Raw genomic sequence first — 19268 nt, forward strand, 5'->3', positions numbered from 1 at the left:
CTTTCCGTGACTCTCGATACCGTTTTCACCGGCTATGCCGACCCCGCCCTGCATTCGCAGGGGCTTTTCATCGACGGCCAGTGGCTGGCGGGAGGCGGCATTCCGGTTATCGATCCCTCGACCGGCGACGTTCTGGCCGAAGTGGCAGACGCCAGCGTTGCCGATGCGATGCGCGCGGTGGACGCAGCCGAGAAGGCGGCCGCGGGCTGGCGCCGCACTCCGGCGCGGCAACGTTCGGAAATCCTGCGGCGCTGGTTCACGCTGATGACCGAACATGCCGAGGAACTGGCGCTGCTGATCTCGCTCGAGAACGGCAAGGCGCTGCCCGACGCGCGAGGCGAGGTCGGCTATGCCGCCGAGTTCTTCCGCTGGTACGCCGAAGAGGCGACGCGCATTCCGGGCGAGTTCCGCCCGACCCCCTCGGGGTCACACAACATTCTGGTCGACCACGAGCCGATCGGAATTTCGGTGCTGATCACGCCCTGGAACTTCCCGGCCGCGATGGCGACGCGCAAGATCGGCCCGGCCCTGGCCGCCGGCTGCACGGTGATCCTGAAACCCGCGTCGGAAACCCCGCTTACCGCTTATGCCATGGCGCGCCTGGGAGCCAAGGCCGGTGTCCCGGCCGGTGTGGTCAACGTCCTGACCACCTCCAACCCCGGTCCGGTCACGAACGCCATGCTGGCCGATCCGCGCGTGCGCAAGCTGTCATTCACCGGTTCCACCGGCGTGGGTCGCACGCTGCTGGCCGAAGCGGCCAAGACGGTGGTCAGCTGCTCGATGGAACTGGGCGGCAACGCGCCGTTCCTGGTCTTTGACGATGCCGATCTCGATGCCGCGCTGGATGGCGCGATGGTCGCCAAGATGCGCAACGCGGGCGAGGCCTGCACGGCGGCCAACCGTTTCTACGTTCAGTCGGGCATTCACGACGCCTTTGTCGCCGGGCTGTCGAAGCGCATGGCGGCGATGAAGGTGGGTCCCGGCTATGACCCGGCAACGCAATGCGGCCCGATGATCACGACCCGTGCGGTCGACAAGATCGACCGTCTGGTTGCCGACGCCAAGGCGCGCGGCGCGCGGGCCACGACAGGCGGCGAGGCGATTCCGGGCAGCGGCTATTACTACCCCCCGACGGTCCTGGAAAACGTACCCGTCGACGCCGATCTGGCGCATGAGGAAATCTTTGGCCCGATCGCCCCGGTCTATCGTTTCGAGACCGAGGAAGAGGCGATCCGCCTGGCCAATCAGACCGAATACGGACTGGCGGCTTATGTCTATTCCCGCGACCTGACCCGCGCGATACGGGTTGGCAGGGGCATAGAAACCGGCATGGTAGGGATCAACCGTGGTCTCATGTCCGATCCGGCTGCACCCTTCGGCGGGGTCAAGCAAAGCGGACTGGGCCGCGAAGGCGGGGTGCATGGTATTCTGGAATTCATGGAAGCCAAGTATTTCGCCGTCGAGTTCTGACGCATAAGGACCTGTCGCATGATTCTGCCCGACCTCTACCGCAACCGCGACTTCATCCCCGATTTCGATGCGCTGATGGAGGAGACGGCCGCCCGCAGCAAGGCGTTCGCGGCCGAGCAGGCGATCATGTACGACATTCCCTATGGCCCGTCGCCCCGGCAGCAGATGAATATTGTGCTGCCGGACAACGCTCCGCCGGGCGCGCCCCTGCACATGTTCGTGCATGGCGGCTACTGGCGGGCGGGCAGCAAGGACGTTCACACCCTCGTTGCGGCGCCCGTCCTTGCGGCGGGCGGCGTGGCCGCCATTGTCACCTATGACCTGATGCCCGGCACCCGACTCGAAAAGATCGTCTGGCAGGTCCGATCAGCAGCACGCCTGCTGCAGGCCCGTGCCGCAGACTATGGTGCAGACCCCAAGCGCTTTACGGCCAGCGGGCATTCCGCGGGCGCCCATCTCGTCTCTCTTCTCGCGGCCAAGGCGCCCGGAGACAAGAGCGGCCCGCTTTTGCCCGACCTGAAGGCGATGCTGCTTGTCAGCGGCATCTACGACCTGTCCGGCATTCCCGACAGTTTCCTGCGCCACGAGGCCGAGATGACCCATGCCGAGGCCGATGCCTGGTCGCCCCTGGACGCGCGGCATCTGCCCGGGCCGCAGCGGGTGATCACCCGGGGTGCCGAGGAAACCGCGCCCTTCCACGATCAGGCCATGGCGCTGCACCAACTTCTCGAACAGAGCGGGGCGCAATCGGAGCTTCGGGTCGAGCCTGATCGCAATCACCTGAACGTGGTCTTCGATCTTGGAGACCCCGACAGCGATCTGGGGCGCTGCCTGACCGAGATGGTGGCGAACTCCTGACCGCCTTCCGTCAAATGTGCAGCGCGTGGCCCAGGGCGCGCAGACAGGCTTCGTGCAGCGCTTCGCCGCGGGTGGGATGCGCGTGGATCGTGCCCGTGACATCCGCGATCAGCGCGCCGCTTTCCAGCGCCAGGGCAAAGCCTGCGGCCATCTCGGACACGCCCTCGCCCACGGCCTGAATCCCCAGGATCTCCTGCGTATCGGCGCGGGCGGTTACGCGGATGAAGCCATCGTCGCGCCCGGCGGTCATCGCGCGGCCATTGGCGGCGAAGGGGAACAGGCCGGTGATCACCTCACGCCCGGCAGCCTGTGCCTCTTCCGGCGAAAGACCGACCGTGACGATTTCGGGATCGGTGAAGCAGACGGCCGGGATTGCGCGGTGATCCCAGGCGCGGCGCGCGCCACCGATCAGCTCGGCCACCATCTCGCCCTGTGCCATGGCACGATGCGCCAGCATGGGTTCTCCGGTCACATCGCCGATGGCATAGACGCCGCGCATCGAGGTGCGGCACTGGGCATCGATGCGGATGAATGGCCCCTGCCGGTCAAGTCGCAGTTCGGCCAGCCCCGCCGCCTCGCTGCGCGGACGCCGCCCGATGGTGACCAGCACCTTTTCGGCCGCGATCTCTTCGGCGCCGTCGTCACCCGCAATGCGCAGCGCGCCCTCGGGCGACAGCCCGCCTGCGCGAACGCCGGTGCAGACCCGCACGCCCAGCTCGGACAGGCGCGACATGACCGGGCGGGTCAGCTCGGCGTCATATTGCGGGAGAATACGGTTCGCCGCCTCGACCACGGTGACCCGCGTGCCCAGCTTGGCGAAGGCGGTGCCCAGCTCCAGGCCGATGTAGCCGCCGCCGACCACGGCCATGGTTTCGGGCAGCTCTTCCAGTGCGAGCGCGTCCGTCGATGAAATGACCGCGCCCCCGAAAGGCAGCGCGGGCAGTTCGACCGGTTCCGATCCCGTGGCGATCACCAGAACCTCGGCCCGGATCATCACCGGTCCTTCCGGGGTCTCGACCACCGCGGTCTTGCCGTCGCGCAGGCGCGCCTCGCCTGTCACCAGCCGCACCTTCGCCTTGCGCAAGAGCGCGGCAACCCCACCGGTCAGACGGCTGACGATACCCTGGCTCCACCGCCGCGTCTGGCCCAGATCCAGCGTCGCGCCATGGGCCGAGATGCCCATTTCGGGTGTCTCGGACAGGGCAGTGATGCGGTGAAACTCGTCTGCCGCATGGATCAGCGCCTTGGAGGGGATGCAGCCGACGTTCAGGCAGGTGCCGCCCGGCGGATCGCGGTCGACAATCACGGTGTCGACGCCCAGCTGGCCGGCCCGGATCGCGCAGACATAGCCGCCCGGTCCGGAACCGAGAACCAGCAATCGGCAACTCATCTCGCGCATCTCAGCTCTCCACGAAAATCAGGGCGGGGGTTTCCAGCAGGGTCTTCAGTTTCTGGACGAAGACCGCGGCATCCCAGCCGTCGATCACCCGGTGATCGAAGCTGCAGGAAATGTTCATCATCTTGCGCGGTTCGAACTGGCTGCCGTTCCAGTGCGGGCGCACGGCCATGCGGTTCACGCCGACGATGGCCACTTCCGGCGCGTTCAGGATGGGTGTCGTGGCAATCGCTCCTAGTGCACCTAGCGAGGTGATGGTTATGGTCGAGCCGCTCAGCTCTTCCCGCCGGGCCGAGCCGTCGCGCGATGCCTCGGCCAACCGGGCGATTTCGGCCCCCGCCGCGCGCAGCGACAGCGCCTCGGCGTGACGCAAAACCGGCACCATCAGGCCCGCGTCGGTCTGCGCGGCGATGCCGACATGCACGCCGCCGAAGCGGCGCAGAATGCCTTCCTCGGCGTCGTAATGCGCATTCAGAGCCGGCTGATCGCGCAGCGCCCGGACCATGGCGCGCACGAGATAGGGGAGGAATGTCAGCTTGGGCCCGCCTTCGGCATTCATCCGGGCGCGCAGGTCTTCCAGGGCGGTCGCGTCCACCTCTTCGACGATGGTGATATGGGGGATCTGGTTGGCCGTCGCCATCCGCTCGGAAATCTTGCGGCGCAGGCCGATGACCTTGATCTCCTCGACGCTTTCGTCGGGCTGGGTGCCGGCGGGGGCTGGCGTGCCGCCGGAGGAGATATATGCCGACAGATCGTCCTGGGTGATCCGCCCGGCGGGGCCGCTGCCGCGCACCAGCCGGAGGTCGACCCCGGCATCGCGCGCCCGGGCCCGGACCGAAGGCGCGGCCAGCGGGCGCTCGCCTTCCGCACGCAAGGGGGCTTGAGTGGCCTTCGGGGCCACCTTTGGCCTTGCCGGTTCGGGCGCGGGTGCCTTGGGTTTGTCCGGCTGCGTTTCTGGCTCGACAGGTTCGGGCTCTGCCTTTGCGACTTCGGGCGCGGCGTCTTCGCCGGTCCAGTTGCCCGGGCCATCGATCTCGAGCCGGATCAGTTCGGCGCCGACGGCGACGATTTCTCCGGCCTCGGCGGCAAGCCACGTCACCTTGCCCGCCGCCGGCGAGGGTACTTCGACCGTCGCCTTGTCGGTCATGAGTGCCGCCAGCGAATCGTCTTCGCGCACCTGCTGGCCGATGCTGACCAGCCATTCGGCGATTTCCGTCTCGGCGATGCCCTCGCCGATATCGGGAACGCGGATCGACAGAATGCCCATCTCAGATCTCCTCAACCAGCTTGCGCAGCGCTTCACCTACCCGCTGCGGGCCGGGGAAATACCGCCATTCGTGGACGTGGGGATAGGGCGTGTCCCAGCCCGCCACCCGCGCCACCGGCGCTTCCAGGTGGTAGAAGCATTCGGCCTGCACCAACGCCGCCAGTTCGGCGCCAAAGCCCGAGGTCAGCGTGGCCTCGTGCAGCACAAGACAGCGGCCGGTCTTGCGGACCGAGGCGGCGATGGTTTCCAGATCGAGTGGCAGGAGCGTGCGCAGGTCGATGACTTCGGCGTCGATCCCCTGCTCATCCGTGGCGACCAGCGCGACATGGACCATCGTCCCGTAGGTCAGCACTGTCACCGCCTGACCGGTCCGGCGCACCGCCGCCTGTCCGAGCGGCACCACATGGCGGCCTTCCGGCACTTCACCGAGTTCGTGCGCCTTCCACGCCATCACCGGGCGGTCGTGATGCCCGTCGAACGGCCCGTTGTAGAGCCGCTTGGGTTCGAGAAAGATCACAGGATCCGGGTCTTCGATGGCTGCCATCAGAAGGCCCTTGGCGTCCTGCGGGTTCGAGGGCACCACGGTCTTGAGACCGGTGACATGGGTGAACAACGCTTCCGGGCTCTGGCTGTGGGTCTGGGCGCCGAAGATGCCGCCGCCGGTCGGCATGCGTACGACCATCGGGCAGGTGAACTCTCCGGCGGAACGATAGCGCAGGCGCGCCGCCTCGGACACGATCTGGTCATAGGCCGGGTACATGTAGTCGGCGAACTGGATTTCGACCACGGGGCGCAGCCCATAGGCTGCCATGCCGATGCCAGCGCCCACGATTCCCAGCTCGGAAATCGGCGTGTCGAAACAGCGGGTTGGCCCATATTTCTTCTGCAGGCCCGCGGTGCAGCGGAAGACGCCGCCGAAATAGCCGACGTCCTCGCCGAAGACGACGACGCGTTCATCCTCGCCCATCGCCACGTCCAGCGCATCGCGGATCGCTTCGATCATCGTCATGCGTGCCATGTCAGAACCCCGATTCCTGGCGCTGCCGTTGCAGGTGCGGTGGCATCTCGGCGTAGACATCCTCGAACATGTCACGCGGGCTGGGGTGCAGCCCCTGGTGCAGGGTGCCGATTGCCTCGGCCTCTTTCTGGGCGGCGATCACGGTGGCCAGAACCTCGGCCTCGGCCTGATCGTGGCGCGCGTCGCTCCATTCGCCCAGGGCGATCAGGTGGTTCTTCAGCCGCAGGATCGGATCGCCCAGCGGCCATGCGGCGCTTTCCTCGGCGGCGCGATAGGCCGAAGGATCGTCCGAGGTGGAATGCCCGCCGGCGCGATAGGTGACGTATTCAACCAGTGTGGGTCCGAGGTTGCGGCGTGCCCGCTCGGCCGCCCATCGCGCGACGGCACAGACCGCCAGATAGTCGTTGCCGTCCACCCGCAGGGCCGGAATACCGAAACCATGGCCGCGCGCCGCGAAGGTGCCCGATCCGCCCCGCGCGATGCCCTGAAAGGTCGAAATTGCCCATTGGTTGTTGACGATGTTCAGAACTGCCGGCGCCTTGTAGGTCGAGGCGAAGACCAGCGCCGCGTGAAAGTCGCTCTCGGCGGTCGATCCGTCCCCGATCCAGGCTGCGGCGATCTTGCGGTCGCCCGAGATGGCCGAGGCCATGGCCCAGCCCACGGCCTGGATATACTGAGTCGCCAGGTTGCCCGAGATCGAGAAGAACCCGTGCTCTTTCGACGAATAGAACACAGGCAGCTGGCGCCCGCGGACGGGGTCGCCGTCGTTCGAAAAAACCTGACACATCATCGTCTTGAGCGGATAGCCCGACGCCACCAGAAGGCCGGCCTGCCGGTAGGTCGGAAAGTTCATGTCGCCGGGTGCCAGCGCGCGCTGGAACGCGCAGGAGATCGCCTCTTCGCCCAGATGCTGCATGTAGAACGAGGTTTTCTGCTGGCGCTGCGCCATCTGCATCCGCGCGTCATAGGCCCGCAGCGTCAGCATGTGGCGCAGCCCGTCGCGCAGGTCGTCGGCGTCGAAATCCAGCGCCTCGGCCCAGGGCCCCACCGCCTCGCCGTCGCGGTTCAGGATGCGGATAATGGTGAAGGCGAGGTCGCGGATGTCCTCCGGATCGACGTCGACCGGCGGGCGGCGGACATCGCCGGCGGGCGGAATTTTCACATGCGAAAAATCGGGCCTGCCGCCCGGCCGCACCTCGGGTTCCGGCACGCTCAGCCTTAGTGGCGGCAGGTCGGGGTCGCTGTCCTTGGTCATGGAAGTCCTTTCCTTCCTCGGTCAGGCCTGGCGCGGGGCGAGACCGCCCTGCAGATCGCGGATGCCCGGAATGCCAGCGATCCGGGCGAGATAGTTGTCGGCGGCAAAGGCGTTGCTGGCGTCGAAATCGATGCGGATTTCCGCCAGCGCGCCCTCGTTTGCGGCGGCTATCGCCTGCCCGTTGGCCCCGACGGAGACCGCCAGGCCGCACAGCTGAAAGCCGCGTCGCCGCAGTTCGTCCAGAACCCGCCCAAGGTGATCCAGCGGCGCCGCCGACGTGAAACTCGCAAAGTGCACCGGCCGGTCCTCCTCCGTGATCTGACGGGAAGAATGTGCCACGGCTCAGATAGAATTAGTTTTCGCATTGCCAAGTTTCAGATAGGTTTTCAGACGATCCTTCTGTCATTCCCCAGATTTGAAAGCACAATCATCCATGGAAATCCGACCTCTCGACGATATCGACCGCCGCATTCTTCGTTCGCTCCAGCGCGACGGACGGCTTGGGAACAACCACCTTGCCGAAGAGGTGGGACTGTCGCCCAGCCCCTGCTGGCAGCGGACCCGCCGGCTGGAGGCCGAGGGGTACATCAAGGGCTATACCGCCGTTCTGGATCAGGAAAAGCTGGGTGCGCCCGAGACGGTGATCATCGAAGTCACCCTGAACCGGCACGACGATGCGGTGCTGGAAACCTTCGGCCGCGCGATGGCGGAACTGCCAGAGGTGCTGGAAGTCTATCTGACCACGGGGGAATACGACTATTACATCAAGGTCGCCGTGGACGGGACCAGGGGATACGAAGAGTTCCTGCGGCACAAGCTGTATCGCGTGCCGGGCATCCAGCATTCGCGGTCGACCTTCACGCTGCGTTGCCTGAAACAGGGCGGAATTTCGGTTCCGGCGTGAGGCGCTGGGTCAGATCGTCTGCACCTGCGGTTCGGTGCAGATGCACAGGATCTCGGCGTCGCCGTCGCCGGTGCTGAGATAGCCGTGCGCCATGGAACTGTCGAGGTAGACGCCGTCGCCCTCGCCGAGCGTGACCGGTTCGTAGAATTCGCTGTGCACTTCCACCTGTCCCTTCAGGACGTAAAGAAACTCTTCGCCACCGTGGCGGAACAGCTCGCCGAAGGTCTTGATATCGCGCGATTTTACCTTGGCCAGGATCGGCACGATGAACTTGTTCTTCACCTCGGGGCACAGATACAGATAGTCGTAATTGGTCGTGCTGATCAGCGCGCCCTCGCCTTTCATGGCGGTGGACATGCGGCTGTTGGGCAGGGACTCGCGCGGGGAGTCGCCCTCTTCTCCGTTCACAAGATCGCCGATCTTGACCTTGAGTCCGTCGCAGAGCTTGAGGATCACATCCAGCGTCGGCGACAGCGCCCCGTTCTCGATCTTCGAGATGGTCGAGACCGAGACATCCGACCGCGATGCCAGCTCGGCGAGCGTCATCTGCTCTGATTTCCGAAGGAATTTCAGCCGCTTACCGACTTCGCTCTTGTTTGGCATCCGTCCTGATCCCGTCGCGCGTGATGCTGCAATTTTCCACATCATGCGCCCAATTCATAGACGAAAAGCAAACCGATTTTCGTATGTGAAAAATTTTCTTGTAATCAAAACCGATTTCACGGAAGCTGATTCGAAAGCGCATCGAAGAGACTCGGAATGCAGACTCCTCCTCCAGAAACCGCCGATATCCTGGTCATCGGGGGAGGCATTGCCGGTGCCTCGGTCGCGGCCGAACTTGCGGCTTCGGCCCGTGTCATCCTGCTCGAACGCGAAAGCCAGACGGGTTATCACACCACCGGTCGTTCGGCGGCGGTGTTTGCGCCCTGCTATGGGCCGACCCCGATCCGGCAGTTGACCGTCGCATCGGAACCGTTTTTTCGCGAGCCTCCAGAAGGGTTTACGTCAAACCCCCTGTTCTCGCCCCGCCCGGTGCTGATGATCGCACGCGACGACCAGCGCGCCGCGCTGGACCGGCTGACGGAGGATGTCGCCTCGCAGACAGAGGTCGAGCGGTTTGACGGCGAGGCGCTGGCAGCTTGCCAGCCGTTGCTGCGCCCCGGTTATGCCAGCGCCGGAATGATGGACCGTCAGGGGCAGGACATCGACGTGCACGCCCTGCACAGCGGCTATCTGCGAATGTTGCGGGCGCGTGGCGGGCGGGTGGTGACCAATGCCGAGGTGGCGGGTCTGGCGCATGACGGGACCGACTGGCGGGTCGAAACGAGGGGGGGTGATTTCCGTGCACCACTCGTCATCAATGCGTCGGGCGCCTGGGCAGATGTGATCGGTGCCATGGCGGGGGCCGGAGAGATCGGGCTGGTGCCGAAGCGCCGTACCGCCATGACCATCGCCGACCATCCGACCGTCCGTACCGCCGGGCTGCCGATCACCATCGACGTGGACGAGGAATTCTACCTCAAGCCCGATGCCGGCCGCCTGCTGATCTCGCCGGCCGATGCGACACCGTCCGAGCCCTGCGACGCGCAGCCGGACGAGATGGACATCGCGATCGGCGCCGACCGGATCATGACCGCCTTTGATCTGACCATCCGACGGATCGAAAGCAGCTGGGCGGGACTGCGCAGTTTCGTTGCCGACAAGGCACCGGTCGCGGGATTCTCGGACCGCGTGCCGGGGTTCTTCTGGCTTGCGGGTCAGGGCGGCTATGGCATCCAGTCCGCCCCTGCCCTCGCGGCCTTTGCCGCCAACAGCGTTCTCGGGTTGCCGCCGTCCGAGCGCCTGCTTGCCACCGGATTCGATCCGGCCTCGCTGTCGCCCGAAAGATTGAGGTCCGCCGCATGATCTGGCTTGTTCCGCTTGCAGCCATCGCCCTGCTTGCCTCCGGTCTGGCCCTGGCCTATGTCATCGGCGGCGCGGCGATCCTGGCCTTCGTCGCCTCGGACAACACCCGCTATCTCGCGGTCATGCCGCAGAAGATCTTTTCGCAGATCAGTGTCTTTTCGCTGCTTGCCATGCCGCTGTTCATCCTGGCCGGTGAGGTGATGAACCGGGGGGGCGTGACCAAGGCGCTGATCGACGTGTCGATGGCGCTGGTCGGGCGCCTGCGCGGCGGGCTGGGCCATGTGAACATCATGACCTCGGTGTTCTTCGCGGGCATTTCCGGGTCGGCCGTGGCCGATGCCGCCGCGCTGTCGAACACCCTTGTCCCCGCCATGCGCGAGCGGGGCTATACGGCGGCCTATGCCGGCGCGATCACCGCGGCCTCGTCGATCATCGGCCCCATCGTGCCGCCCTCGATCATCCTGATCTTCTATGGCGCGCTGATGCAGACTTCGGTCGCGGCGCTGTTTGTCGCCGGGATCCTGCCGGGCCTCGTTCTCGCTGGGGCGCTGTTCATCGTGAACGGCTGGTATGCCTGGAAAGAGGATCACCCCCGCATCGAGAAGGCCGATGCGCCTGCGGTGCTGCCGGCGATCTGGCAGGCCCTGCCCGCCATGTGCCTGCCCGCCATCATCGTCGGCGGCATCGTCTTCGGCTGGATGACGCCGACCGAGGCCGCCGCCGTCGCGGTTGTCGCCGCCACGCTGGTCGCCTGGTTCTATACCGGCCTCAACCTGTCCGACATGTGGGAGGCCCTGTCGCGTACCGCCGTGCTGACCGGGTCGATCTTCATGATCCTTTGCGCCGTTGCCGCCTTCAGCCACCTGCTGGCGCTGGAGCGGGCGCCCCAGGCGCTGGCGCAACTGGTGGACAGCATGGGCCTTGGCCCGGTCGGCTATCTGGTTGCGATGAACATTCTGTTCATCCTGGCCGGCATGGTGCTGGACGTGACCGTCGCGCTGGCCCTGCTGGTGCCCCTGCTGGCCCCGGTCGCGCTGGCCAATGGCGCGGATCCGGTCCACCTGGGCATCGTCATCTGCTTCAACCTGTCGATCGGGCTGGTTTCGCCGCCGCTTGGGGGATGCCTGCTGATCGTGTCGACCGTCACCGGCATCCGCTATTGGGAACTGGCGCGCAAGGTCATCCCCTTCGTGATCGTCGAAATCATGGTGCTCGCGCTGCTGGCCGCGGTGCCCGAGATCAGCCTTATCCTGCCGCGCATGATGGGGCTCTGGAACTAGACTGCAAACAACAGTGGAGAGAGAAACATGAACTTCAGGACAATCATCGCCGCCACGGCCGCGAGCCTCGCGCTGGCCCTGCCCGCGACCGCAGAGATCAAGATCGCCCTCGATGCGCCGCCGGACATGGACAAGTCGGGCACCTATGTCTGGGCCCATACCTTCGCCGAATATCTGAACGCGAACGGCCTGAACGCGGTCGAGTTCGAGCGCAACTCGCTGGGCGAAGAGGCCGAGCGGCTGGATCAGGTCAGCACCGGGCTGCTGGAAGTGTCGATGTCCGACGCGAAGTCGGCCGGGCAGCTGGATGGCACGATCTTCGGGTCGATGATGCCGTTCTTCTTTGACGGCACCGAACAGCTCGACACCGCGCTGGACGACGGGATGCTGGAGACCATCAACGCCGGCACGCTGCCGCATGGCGTGCGGGTTCTGGATCTGGTCTATCTCGGGCAGCCCACGGGCATCTTCACCACCCAGAAGCCGATCCGCAGTTTCGAGGATTTCGCTGGCGTGCGGATGCGCGCACTGGACGAGCTGCAGATCAATACCTTTGAGGCCTGGGGCGCGAAGGGCACCATCGTGTCGTGGTCGGAGGTGCCGAACGCGCTGCAGACGGGCGTGGCCGAAGGCTATATCAACCCGCCCTCGGTGCCGCTGGTCTATGGCCACACCTCGTTCATCAAGTATTTCACCAACGTGAAGATTTCGCCCTCGGTCCGCATCGCGATCGCTTCGGAGGACTGGTATCAGGGTCTGTCCGAGGCCGACCGCGCCGTTGTCGATGCGGGCGTGAAGGCGGCGCATGACGCCAACCGGGCCTTCCTTGAAGCGGGTCAGAAAATCTTTGGCGAGCTTGAAGCCGCCGGGATCGAGGTGATCAACCTGTCGGATGAAGAGCGCGCCAAGTTCCGCGCCGCGTCGGAACCGCTGTACGAGGCCGTCGAGATGCCGGCCGAGTCCTTCGCGGCCTGGAAGGCAGCGGTGGGACGGTGAGCGCCATGCGCCAAATCGCCCTGGGCCTGGACCGGCTGTCGCGCCGGTTCTTCCAGGCCGGGCTGGCGGTGGCCACGCTGGCGGTGGCGGTCATGCTGACCGCCGCCTCGTGGCAGGTCTTCGCCCGCTATCTTCTGGCCCAGCCGCCGATCTGGACCGAGGAACTGGCGCGCTTCTCGATGGTCTGGGCCGGGGTGATGGGGGCGTCATGCGCCTACAAGCTGAAGGCCGACCCCACCCTCTTTCCCGAAGCGCTGCGGCTGCGGGGCGCCTATGGCGCGGTGGCGACGCTGGTGCGCAGCTTCGGCGCGCTGATCTTCGTCTCCGTGACGATCTGGTATTGCGTCTTTGGTGCCGGGATGGACCCGACGCGCGGCTATATCGCCCGGCTTGCCGGCCGTCAGGCCGAGACGATGCCCCTGCCGATGATGGCCTTCGGCATCGCGATCCCGGTCGCCTTCGCCTTTATCGTTGTCCATATCCTGGCCGATCTCGCCCGGCTGGGGCTGCCCGACGAACCGACCCCGCAACAGGAACCTGCCGCATGAAGATGTTCATGGCCTCGCTGGCCACCGAGACCAATTCCTTTTCGCCCATTCCGACCGGCTGGAGCGGCTTCAAGGAAAACCTTCACACCAAGCGGGCGTCTTATGGCGAAACCGGACCCTATGCCACGGCGGTGACGGTCTGGCGGCGCCGGGCCGAGGCCCTGGGCTGGGAGGTGGTCGAGGGACTGGCGACCTATGCGCAGCCGGCCGGGCCGACCGTGCGCGCGGTCTATGAGGCGCTGCGCGACGATATTCTGGACGACCTGCGCGCCGCGATGCCGGTGGATGTGGTTCTGCTGTCGATGCATGGGGCGATGATCGCCGAAGGCTATGACGACTGCGAAGGCGACCTGCTGAGCCGCGCCCGCGAGATCGTCGGGCCGGCAGCGACCGTCGGGCTGGAAATCGACCCGCATTGCCATCTGACCGAAGAGATGCTGGCCGCCGCCACGGCGATCATCTGCTACAAGGAATACCCGCACGTCGATATCGGCGAACGCGCGGAAGAGCTGTTCACGATCTGCGCGGACGCCGCCGAGGGGCGCACCCGCCCGGTGATGCGCGATTACGACTGCCGGATGATGGCGATGTATCACACGCCTTTCGAGCCGGTACGCGGCTATGTCGACCGGATGTCGGCGATGGAGGGCAAGGACGGGATCCTGTCCGTTTCGCTGGCGCATGGGTTTCCCTGGGGCGACAGCCCGCGTGCGGGCACCCGCACGCTGGTCATCACGGACGGAGATGCGGAGCTGGCCGAAAGCCGCGCCCGCGACCTGGGCCGCGAGCTTTGGGACATGCGCCACCAGTTGCGCAGCTTTCCCGGTATCGAGGAAGGGCTGGGCCGGGCGATTGCCAGCAACGCCTTTCCGGTCGTGCTGGCCGATTTCGCCGACAACGCCGGTGGCGGCGCGCCGTCGGATTCCACTTTCGTATTGCGCGCCGCGCTGGATCGGGGGCTGAAGGATATCGCCTTTGCCACCTTCTGGGATCCGGTTCTGGTGTCGATGTGCATCGATGCGGGTGTCGGGGCGGTGATGCCGGTGCGCGTCGGCGGCAAGATCGGCCCGATGTCGGGCGATCCGGTCGACCTGACCGTGACCGTGCGCGGCATCAAGCATGACGCGAAACAGCATTTCGGACCCGCGCTGACCGGCCTGGGCGATACCGTCTGGATCGAGGCGGATGGCGTGCATATCGTGCTGTCGACCCGGCGCACCCAGACCTTCCATCCGGAGGTCTTCACTGAGCTTGGGCTGGATCCGGCGCAGATGAAATATGTGGTTGTGAAATCCTCGCAGCACTTCTACGCCGCTTTCGAGCCGATCGCCTCCGAGATCATCCACCTGGCCACGCCGGGCGCGATCCCGCCGGATTACACCATCATCCCCTACACCAAGCCGGACGACAATTACTGGCCCAAGACCGAGAACCCCTTCGCAGGAGACCGCCCATGACCCATGATCTGCTGATCCGCAACGGCCGCGTGATCGACCCCGAGACGGGTTTCGATGAGGTGTGCGATGTCGCGGTCACGGGCGATACGATCACTGGCGTCGGCACCGATCTTGGCGCCGCCGCGCGCGAGATCGACGCCACCGGGCTGGTCGTCGCCCCCGGCTTTATCGACATCCACGCGCATGGCCAGTCGGTTGCCGCCGACCGGATGCAGGCCTTTGACGGGGTGACGACCTCGCTGGAACTGGAAGTGGGCGTGCTGCCGGTTGCCGAGTGGTACGAGACGCAGGCCGGTATTCCGCGGGTGCTGAATTATGGGACCGCGGTTGCCTGGGCCTTTGCCCGCCGCGCCGCCTTTGGCGGTTTCACCCCGGACGGGACGCGCAACATCATCGCGCAGATGGGCGGATCGAACGACAACCGGTGGAGCACCGACGCGGGAACGCCCGAGGTGATCGAAGAAATCGTCTCGATCACCCGGCAGGGGCTGGAGGAAGGCGGGATCGGCATCGGTCTGCCGAACGGATATCTGCCCGGCGCGGGTCTGAAGGAGCTGTCGCTGATCTGCGATCTGGCCGCCGAATACGGCCGGCCGACCTATACCCATATCGCCTATATGGCCAATATAGACCCGAATTCATCGGTCGACAGCTATATCCGCCTGATCGGCCTGGCCGGTGCGACCGGGGCGCATATGCATATCTGCCACCTCAACTCGACCAGCCTGCGCGACATCGACCGCGCGGTCGAGGTGATCGCCAAGGCGCAGGCGCAGGGTCTGCCGGTCACCACCGAGGCCTATCCCTATGGCACTGGTTCGACCGTGGTGGGCGCCGGGTTCTTCGCCGATCCCGAATTCACCGCCCGGACCGGCAGCGATTATTCGGATATCGAGCTGGTGAAGAACCACCACCGCTTTGCCGACCGCGACGACATCCTGCGCGCGGCGCATGAGGCGCCTTCGGATCTGGTGATGTGGCATTATCTGGACGTCGAGGTGAACCCCGAGCACCGGCGGATGCTGGATGCCTCGGTCACTTATGCCGGCGGCTCCATCGCCTCGGACGCGATGCCCTGGGTGCGGCCTGACGGGTCGCTGTACGAAGGGCTCGACTGGCCGCTGCCGCCCGAGGTTTCGGCGCATCCCCGGTCATCGGGCACCTTCACCCGGTTCCTGCGGGAATACACGCGCGAGCGCGAGGTGATCCCGCTGGTCGAGGCCATTGCCAAATGCACGCTGTACCCCGCGCGCGTGATCGAGGGCGCCGCGCCGCAGATCGCGCGCAAGGCCCGGCTGCGGGAAGGGTTCGATGCCGATATCGTCGTCTTCGATGCCGCCACGATCAGCGACCGCGCCACCTTCACCGACATGAACCGTCCGGCGGAGGGCGTGCGCCACCTGCTGGTGGGCGGTGTGCCGGTGATTGCCGAGGGCGAACTCGATGCCGCCGCCGCGCCCGGCCGGCCGATCCGATGCCCGGCCAGGTGACCGTTCCCGTCGTGCTGGTCACCGGGTTTCTCGGGGCCGGCAAGACGACCTTCATCAACGACCTGCTGGCGCGCGCCGATGGCCGAAAGATCGCGTCCATCGTCAACGATTTCGGCAGCATCAACATCGACGCCGCCCTGCTGGAAAGCCGCACCGACGAGGTGATCGGCCTGAGGAACGGCTGCATCTGCTGTTCGCTGCAGGGCGATCTGCTGCGCACGATGAAGACCGTGCTGGGGAAGAGCGCCCCGGACCTGATCGTGATCGAGGCGAGCGGCATCGCAGATCCGGCGGGCGTGGTGCAGGGGCTGATGGACCCGGTGCTGTTCCGCGCCGCCGCGCTCGACAGCGTGATCTGCCTGGTGGATGTGGAGGACGTGCTGGGGGATCCCGCCCGGTGGAACGACCCGCTGTGGCAGGCGCAGGTGCGGGGGTCGGATCTGATCCAGCTCAGCAAGGTGACGCCCGGCGATGCCCGGTTGTCCGAGGTGGAGACGCGGCTGGCGGCGATGGGGCGCAAGCCGGTGTTCGGGCTTGACGGAAGCGCGGCCGAGATCGGCGATCTGATCGGTGCGACGGTGACCCGGCAAAGCGGCGCGCCTTCGGCGAGAACCACGCAGAGCCGATTTGCGACGGTGGAATGGACCTGCCCCGGGGCGGTGTCGCTGCCCCGGTTTCAGGGCGTGATCCAGACGCTCGCGCCGAAGCTGTTGCGCGCGAAGGGCTTTCTGACGCTGCGGGAAAAGCCCGGCCAGACCCTGCTGTTCCAGATGGTCGGCCGCCGCGCAAGCCTTGTGCCGGCGACGCAGGATCTGCCCGGCTGTTCGCTGGTGCTGATCGGCGAGGCGGAGGGGTTCGAGCCGAACGCGGCGCTGCGGCTGCTGGATGCCCTGCGCGCCGGTTAGGTGCCCTGTGTCAGCGCGGCGTTGACGAAATCGCGCGCGGAGCGGCCGATGGTTGCCCCCATTGCGGCGGCAAGGCCGTTGCAGGCCGAGATAACCCCGTCTTCGTAGGTGGACCGTGCGTCGCCGATCCGCGCGCTTTTGGCGGCGACGGTGACGGCGGCGATGCCGCGCGCCTGCAGCGCCGGCAGGCGGGAGGTGGCCGCGCCGCCCGCGTCGTTGAACAGGGCGAGATAGGCATCCGCCTTGAGCGCGTTGGCCGGATTGCCACCGAAGATCGCGCCATGCGAGCCGGTGACGACAACTTTCCCGGCGTCTTCCGGCCCGACCAGACTGGCGGAGTCGACCAGCACCAGATGCCGGCCACCGTGCAGCGGTTGCAGGTCTTCCCGCCCCTCGCGGATTTCGGGAGCCTCGCCCGAGGGCGGAACGGCGGCCTCGAGCAGCTGCGCCGCCTCGGCGCAGGTCATGCCGGGGCGGGCGCCGGTGGCCCGTGCGGCCGCGTTGACGTGCGAGATCACGCCCTGCGCCAGCATGGCCGCCGCATCGCCGATGGGGGCGCTGCGGTGATTGACCGCCGCCGCCGCCATGCCGGCGCGGTCGAGCCAGGCCAGGCCGCCGATCCCGGCACTGTCGAGCCCGACGCCGGCGTCATGGAACACCGCCGCGCGGCAGCCCGAGCGGTAGGCGAGGCTGGCGGCGTAGACGCCGCCATGCGAGCCGGTCACCACCGTCCGGCCCTGCGCCCCGTCCAGCCTGGTCACACTGTCCGCGAGCAGCGGATCAGGCAACGCGGTCGCCCTTCTTGACCTTGACCGCGCGGCTGTCGGCGGCGGGCAGCATCTTGCCGGGATCGCGTGTCACGACCACATCCAGCACCGTGGGGCGGTTCTTTTCGGCCAGGCCCCGGCGGATCGCCTCGCCCAATGCATCGGGGGTTTCGACCCGGATGCCGAGACAGCCCATCGCCTCGGCGACATTGGCATAGTTGGTCTCGGCCAGGTCGCTCGACTGGTAGCTGCCCTCGCCATACATCAGGTGCTGGAGCGCCTTCACATAGCCCGAGGCGGCGTTGTTCACGACCATGATGACCGGGGCCAGTTTCATGCGGCGCGCGGTCTCGATCTCGCCCAGCACCATGTTGAAACCGCCGTCGCCGGTGATGGCGAAGACCGCGCGTTCGGGCGCGGCGAGACAGGCGCCGATGGCGCCCGGCAGGCCGTAGCCGATGGAGGCAAAGCCCCGGTCCGGCACGAAGCCGCGGCCCGGTTTCTTGCTGTCGTAAAGCAGCCCGCCCCAATGCGCGGCAAAGCCGCCGTCGGCGATCAGGATCGCGTCGTCGGGCAGGTTCTGGTTCAGCTCGCCGATCATCCGGCCCATCGACACCGGGACTTCCTCGCTGGTCAGACGGGCGCTGGCCATCTTGCGCCAGTCCTCCATCTTGGCGACCACGCCGTCGCACCAGTCCTTGCGCGCGCCCGGCAGCGGCTTGCCCTTCAGCGCGGCGTGCAGGTCGCGGATGCCCTCGCGCGCGTCGCCCCAGAGCGGCAGCTCGGGCTGATAGGTGCGGCCGATCTCTTCGGCCACGCAGTCCAGATGGATCATCCGCTTGCCCGGGCCCGGCACGGTATAGCGCTTGGTTGCGATCTCTCCGAGCTTGCAGCCGACCACCAGCAGGCAGTCGCTGTCCTCGATCAGCCCGTTGGCGATGCGGTCATAGCGGCCGAACAGGCCCGCCGAGAGCGGGCTGGTGCAGGCGATGGCGCCCTTGCCGCTCATCGTGTGAGCGACGGGGATCTGCATCGCCTCGGCGAGTGCCTGCAGGTCCTCGGCCGCCTGCGAGATATGCACGCCGCCGCCGGCCAGGATCAGCGGACGTTCCGCCGCCGCCAGCAGCGCCGCGGCCTCGGCCAGGGCCGACGCCTCGGGACGGCAGCGCAGCGCCGGTGCGGCTTCGTAGCGGGGGTCGCAGAGGAAATCCTCGTCCTCGAAGCCGTAGGTGCCATGCGCGACATCCTCGGGCACGATCACCACAACGGGACCGGGCCGCCCGGTTGTCGCGACGATGAAGGCGCGTCGCAGGAGTTCGGGGATGCGCTGCACCGACTCGACCCGGATCACCTCCTTGCAGGCGGGGCGCAGAATCTCGGCCTGGTGGGTTTCCTGCGTCATGTTCTTCCACGAGTGATCGCGGTGGGTGTCGCCGACGATGGCCACGATGGGCGAGCCGGCGTTCAGCGCCTCGACCAGCCCGGTCACGAGGTTCGTCGCGCCCGGCCCCAGCGTCGCGTCGACCAGCCCCACCCGGCCCGAGACCTTGGCATAGGCATCGGCGGCGAAGGTGCCGCAGCGTTCGTCGTTGATCAGATGGTGGTTCAGGCCCAGCCGCCGCGCGGCGTCGTAGAAGGGCAGCAGCTGGAAGCCGCCCATGCCGAAGACCGGCCCGACCTCATGCGCGAGCAGGGTCCTCACCATGGCTTCGCCGCCGGTCATCTCGTTCGTGTCAGTCATGTCTTATGTCC

General features: G+C 66.7%; 18 protein-coding genes. 10 read left to right on the forward strand and 8 right to left on the reverse strand.

The window, feature by feature from the left end:
- The first annotated feature begins 6 nt into the window (after positions 1 to 6).
- Together ACFO5X_RS20320 and ACFO5X_RS20325 are read left to right on the forward strand one after the other, a co-directional pair.
- Positions 7 to 1470 carry an NAD-dependent succinate-semialdehyde dehydrogenase gene (locus ACFO5X_RS20320; protein ID WP_380720500.1) on the forward strand — a complete coding sequence of 488 codons (1464 nt, stop codon included), beginning with the start codon at positions 7 to 9 and terminating at the stop codon, positions 1468 to 1470.
- Between the two features lie 18 nt (positions 1471 to 1488).
- Entirely contained in the window at positions 1489 to 2328 is an 840-nt protein-coding gene (locus ACFO5X_RS20325; RefSeq protein WP_380720503.1) for an alpha/beta hydrolase, read from the forward strand.
- A 10-nt stretch (positions 2329 to 2338) separates the two neighbouring features.
- Here the strand turns inward: ACFO5X_RS20325 and lpdA are convergent, their stop codons facing one another.
- Genes lpdA through ACFO5X_RS20350 form a run of 5 tightly spaced genes read right to left on the reverse strand, consistent with a single transcriptional unit; the run spans position 2339 to position 7561 of the window.
- Complete coding sequence (gene lpdA, locus ACFO5X_RS20330; RefSeq protein ID WP_380720505.1) at positions 2339 to 3727, reverse strand: dihydrolipoyl dehydrogenase; 1389 nt, start codon at positions 3725 to 3727, stop codon at positions 2339 to 2341.
- Between the two features lies 1 nt (position 3728).
- Complete coding sequence (locus tag ACFO5X_RS20335) at positions 3729 to 4991, reverse strand: dihydrolipoamide acetyltransferase family protein (protein ID WP_380720508.1); 1263 nt, start codon at positions 4989 to 4991, stop codon at positions 3729 to 3731.
- Between the two features lies 1 nt (position 4992).
- Complete coding sequence (locus ACFO5X_RS20340; RefSeq protein ID WP_380720511.1) at positions 4993 to 6009, reverse strand: alpha-ketoacid dehydrogenase subunit beta; 1017 nt, start codon at positions 6007 to 6009, stop codon at positions 4993 to 4995.
- 1 nt (position 6010) lies between these two features.
- Positions 6011 to 7264 carry a 3-methyl-2-oxobutanoate dehydrogenase (2-methylpropanoyl-transferring) subunit alpha gene (locus ACFO5X_RS20345; protein WP_380720514.1) on the reverse strand — a complete coding sequence of 418 codons (1254 nt, stop codon included), beginning with the start codon at positions 7262 to 7264 and terminating at the stop codon, positions 6011 to 6013.
- 21 nt (positions 7265 to 7285) lie between these two features.
- Positions 7286 to 7561 (reverse strand): hypothetical protein, encoded by a 276-nt coding sequence (locus tag ACFO5X_RS20350; RefSeq protein WP_380720517.1) that lies wholly within the window; start codon positions 7559 to 7561, stop codon positions 7286 to 7288.
- Between the two features lie 136 nt (positions 7562 to 7697).
- On the opposite strand from ACFO5X_RS20350, the gene ACFO5X_RS20355 reads away from it, so the two are divergent.
- On the forward strand, positions 7698 to 8168 hold the full coding sequence (locus tag ACFO5X_RS20355; RefSeq protein WP_380720520.1) for an Lrp/AsnC family transcriptional regulator: 471 nt from the start codon (positions 7698 to 7700) through the stop codon (positions 8166 to 8168).
- 9 nt (positions 8169 to 8177) lie between these two features.
- On the opposite strand, the gene ACFO5X_RS20360 is transcribed toward ACFO5X_RS20355, so the two are convergent.
- Positions 8178 to 8771 carry a helix-turn-helix domain-containing protein gene (locus tag ACFO5X_RS20360; RefSeq protein WP_380720523.1) on the reverse strand — a complete coding sequence of 198 codons (594 nt, stop codon included), beginning with the start codon at positions 8769 to 8771 and terminating at the stop codon, positions 8178 to 8180.
- A 156-nt stretch (positions 8772 to 8927) separates the two neighbouring features.
- Here ACFO5X_RS20360 and ACFO5X_RS20365 point away from each other — a divergent pair, with 156 nt between their 5' ends.
- From ACFO5X_RS20365 to ACFO5X_RS20395, 7 genes are read left to right on the forward strand one after another with little or no spacing between them, the layout of a single operon-like run.
- On the forward strand, positions 8928 to 10073 hold the full coding sequence (locus ACFO5X_RS20365; protein ID WP_380720526.1) for an NAD(P)/FAD-dependent oxidoreductase: 1146 nt from the start codon (positions 8928 to 8930) through the stop codon (positions 10071 to 10073).
- Positions 10070 to 11353 (forward strand): TRAP transporter large permease, encoded by a 1284-nt coding sequence (locus tag ACFO5X_RS20370; protein WP_380720528.1) that lies wholly within the window; start codon positions 10070 to 10072, stop codon positions 11351 to 11353. The genes ACFO5X_RS20365 and ACFO5X_RS20370 overlap by 4 nt, the downstream gene beginning before the upstream one ends.
- Positions 11354 to 11380: 27 nt before the next feature.
- Positions 11381 to 12349, forward strand: coding sequence for a TRAP transporter substrate-binding protein (locus ACFO5X_RS20375; protein WP_380720531.1), 969 nt, complete (start codon positions 11381 to 11383; stop codon positions 12347 to 12349).
- Positions 12350 to 12354: 5 nt separating this feature from the next.
- Positions 12355 to 12897 carry a TRAP transporter small permease gene (locus tag ACFO5X_RS20380; protein WP_380720533.1) on the forward strand — a complete coding sequence of 181 codons (543 nt, stop codon included), beginning with the start codon at positions 12355 to 12357 and terminating at the stop codon, positions 12895 to 12897.
- Positions 12894 to 14354 carry a M81 family metallopeptidase gene (locus ACFO5X_RS20385; protein WP_380720536.1) on the forward strand — a complete coding sequence of 487 codons (1461 nt, stop codon included), beginning with the start codon at positions 12894 to 12896 and terminating at the stop codon, positions 14352 to 14354. The genes ACFO5X_RS20380 and ACFO5X_RS20385 overlap by 4 nt, the downstream gene beginning before the upstream one ends.
- Positions 14351 to 15844 (forward strand): amidohydrolase family protein, encoded by a 1494-nt coding sequence (locus tag ACFO5X_RS20390; protein WP_380720539.1) that lies wholly within the window; start codon positions 14351 to 14353, stop codon positions 15842 to 15844. Before ACFO5X_RS20385 ends, ACFO5X_RS20390 begins: the two co-directional genes overlap by 4 nt.
- Positions 15829 to 16749, forward strand: a complete 921-nt coding sequence (locus ACFO5X_RS20395) for a CobW family GTP-binding protein (RefSeq protein ID WP_380720542.1) — start codon at positions 15829 to 15831, stop codon at positions 16747 to 16749. Before ACFO5X_RS20390 ends, ACFO5X_RS20395 begins: the two co-directional genes overlap by 16 nt.
- Here ACFO5X_RS20395 and ACFO5X_RS20400 read toward each other — a convergent pair.
- Both ACFO5X_RS20400 and ACFO5X_RS20405 read right to left on the reverse strand, forming a co-directional pair.
- Positions 16746 to 17537, reverse strand: a complete 792-nt coding sequence (locus ACFO5X_RS20400; RefSeq protein ID WP_380720545.1) for a hypothetical protein — start codon at positions 17535 to 17537, stop codon at positions 16746 to 16748. The two genes, ACFO5X_RS20395 and ACFO5X_RS20400, sit on opposite strands and share 4 nt — an antisense overlap.
- A complete protein-coding gene (locus tag ACFO5X_RS20405) occupies positions 17530 to 19257 on the reverse strand; it encodes a thiamine pyrophosphate-binding protein (RefSeq protein WP_380720548.1) in 1728 nt (575 codons plus the stop codon). Before ACFO5X_RS20405 ends, ACFO5X_RS20400 begins: the two co-directional genes overlap by 8 nt.
- Positions 19258 to 19268: the final 11 nt, after the last annotated feature.

Origin of the sequence: Seohaeicola nanhaiensis, from assembly GCF_042654245.1 — a bacterium.
Taxonomy (GTDB): domain Bacteria; phylum Pseudomonadota; class Alphaproteobacteria; order Rhodobacterales; family Rhodobacteraceae; genus Seohaeicola_A; species Seohaeicola_A nanhaiensis.

Coding starts and splice junctions, on each gene's coding strand:
- ACFO5X_RS20325 (WP_380720503.1), top strand. CDS start 1,489: ATGATTCTGCCCGACCTCTACCGCAACCGCGACTTCATCCCCGATTTC.
- ACFO5X_RS20370 (WP_380720528.1), top strand. CDS start 10,070: ATGATCTGGCTTGTTCCGCTTGCAGCCATCGCCCTGCTTGCCTCCGGT.
- ACFO5X_RS20365 (WP_380720526.1), top strand. CDS start 8,928: ATGCAGACTCCTCCTCCAGAAACCGCCGATATCCTGGTCATCGGGGGA.
- ACFO5X_RS20405 (WP_380720548.1), bottom strand. CDS start 19,257: ATGACTGACACGAACGAGATGACCGGCGGCGAAGCCATGGTGAGGACC.
- ACFO5X_RS20345 (WP_380720514.1), bottom strand. CDS start 7,264: ATGACCAAGGACAGCGACCCCGACCTGCCGCCACTAAGGCTGAGCGTG.
- ACFO5X_RS20390 (WP_380720539.1), top strand. CDS start 14,351: ATGACCCATGATCTGCTGATCCGCAACGGCCGCGTGATCGACCCCGAG.
- ACFO5X_RS20355 (WP_380720520.1), top strand. CDS start 7,698: ATGGAAATCCGACCTCTCGACGATATCGACCGCCGCATTCTTCGTTCG.
- ACFO5X_RS20340 (WP_380720511.1), bottom strand. CDS start 6,009: ATGGCACGCATGACGATGATCGAAGCGATCCGCGATGCGCTGGACGTG.
- ACFO5X_RS20360 (WP_380720523.1), bottom strand. CDS start 8,771: ATGCCAAACAAGAGCGAAGTCGGTAAGCGGCTGAAATTCCTTCGGAAA.
- ACFO5X_RS20380 (WP_380720533.1), top strand. CDS start 12,355: ATGCGCCAAATCGCCCTGGGCCTGGACCGGCTGTCGCGCCGGTTCTTC.
- lpdA (WP_380720505.1), bottom strand. CDS start 3,727: ATGCGCGAGATGAGTTGCCGATTGCTGGTTCTCGGTTCCGGACCGGGC.
- ACFO5X_RS20335 (WP_380720508.1), bottom strand. CDS start 4,991: ATGGGCATTCTGTCGATCCGCGTTCCCGATATCGGCGAGGGCATCGCC.
- ACFO5X_RS20395 (WP_380720542.1), top strand. CDS start 15,829: ATGCCCGGCCAGGTGACCGTTCCCGTCGTGCTGGTCACCGGGTTTCTC.
- ACFO5X_RS20375 (WP_380720531.1), top strand. CDS start 11,381: ATGAACTTCAGGACAATCATCGCCGCCACGGCCGCGAGCCTCGCGCTG.
- ACFO5X_RS20385 (WP_380720536.1), top strand. CDS start 12,894: ATGAAGATGTTCATGGCCTCGCTGGCCACCGAGACCAATTCCTTTTCG.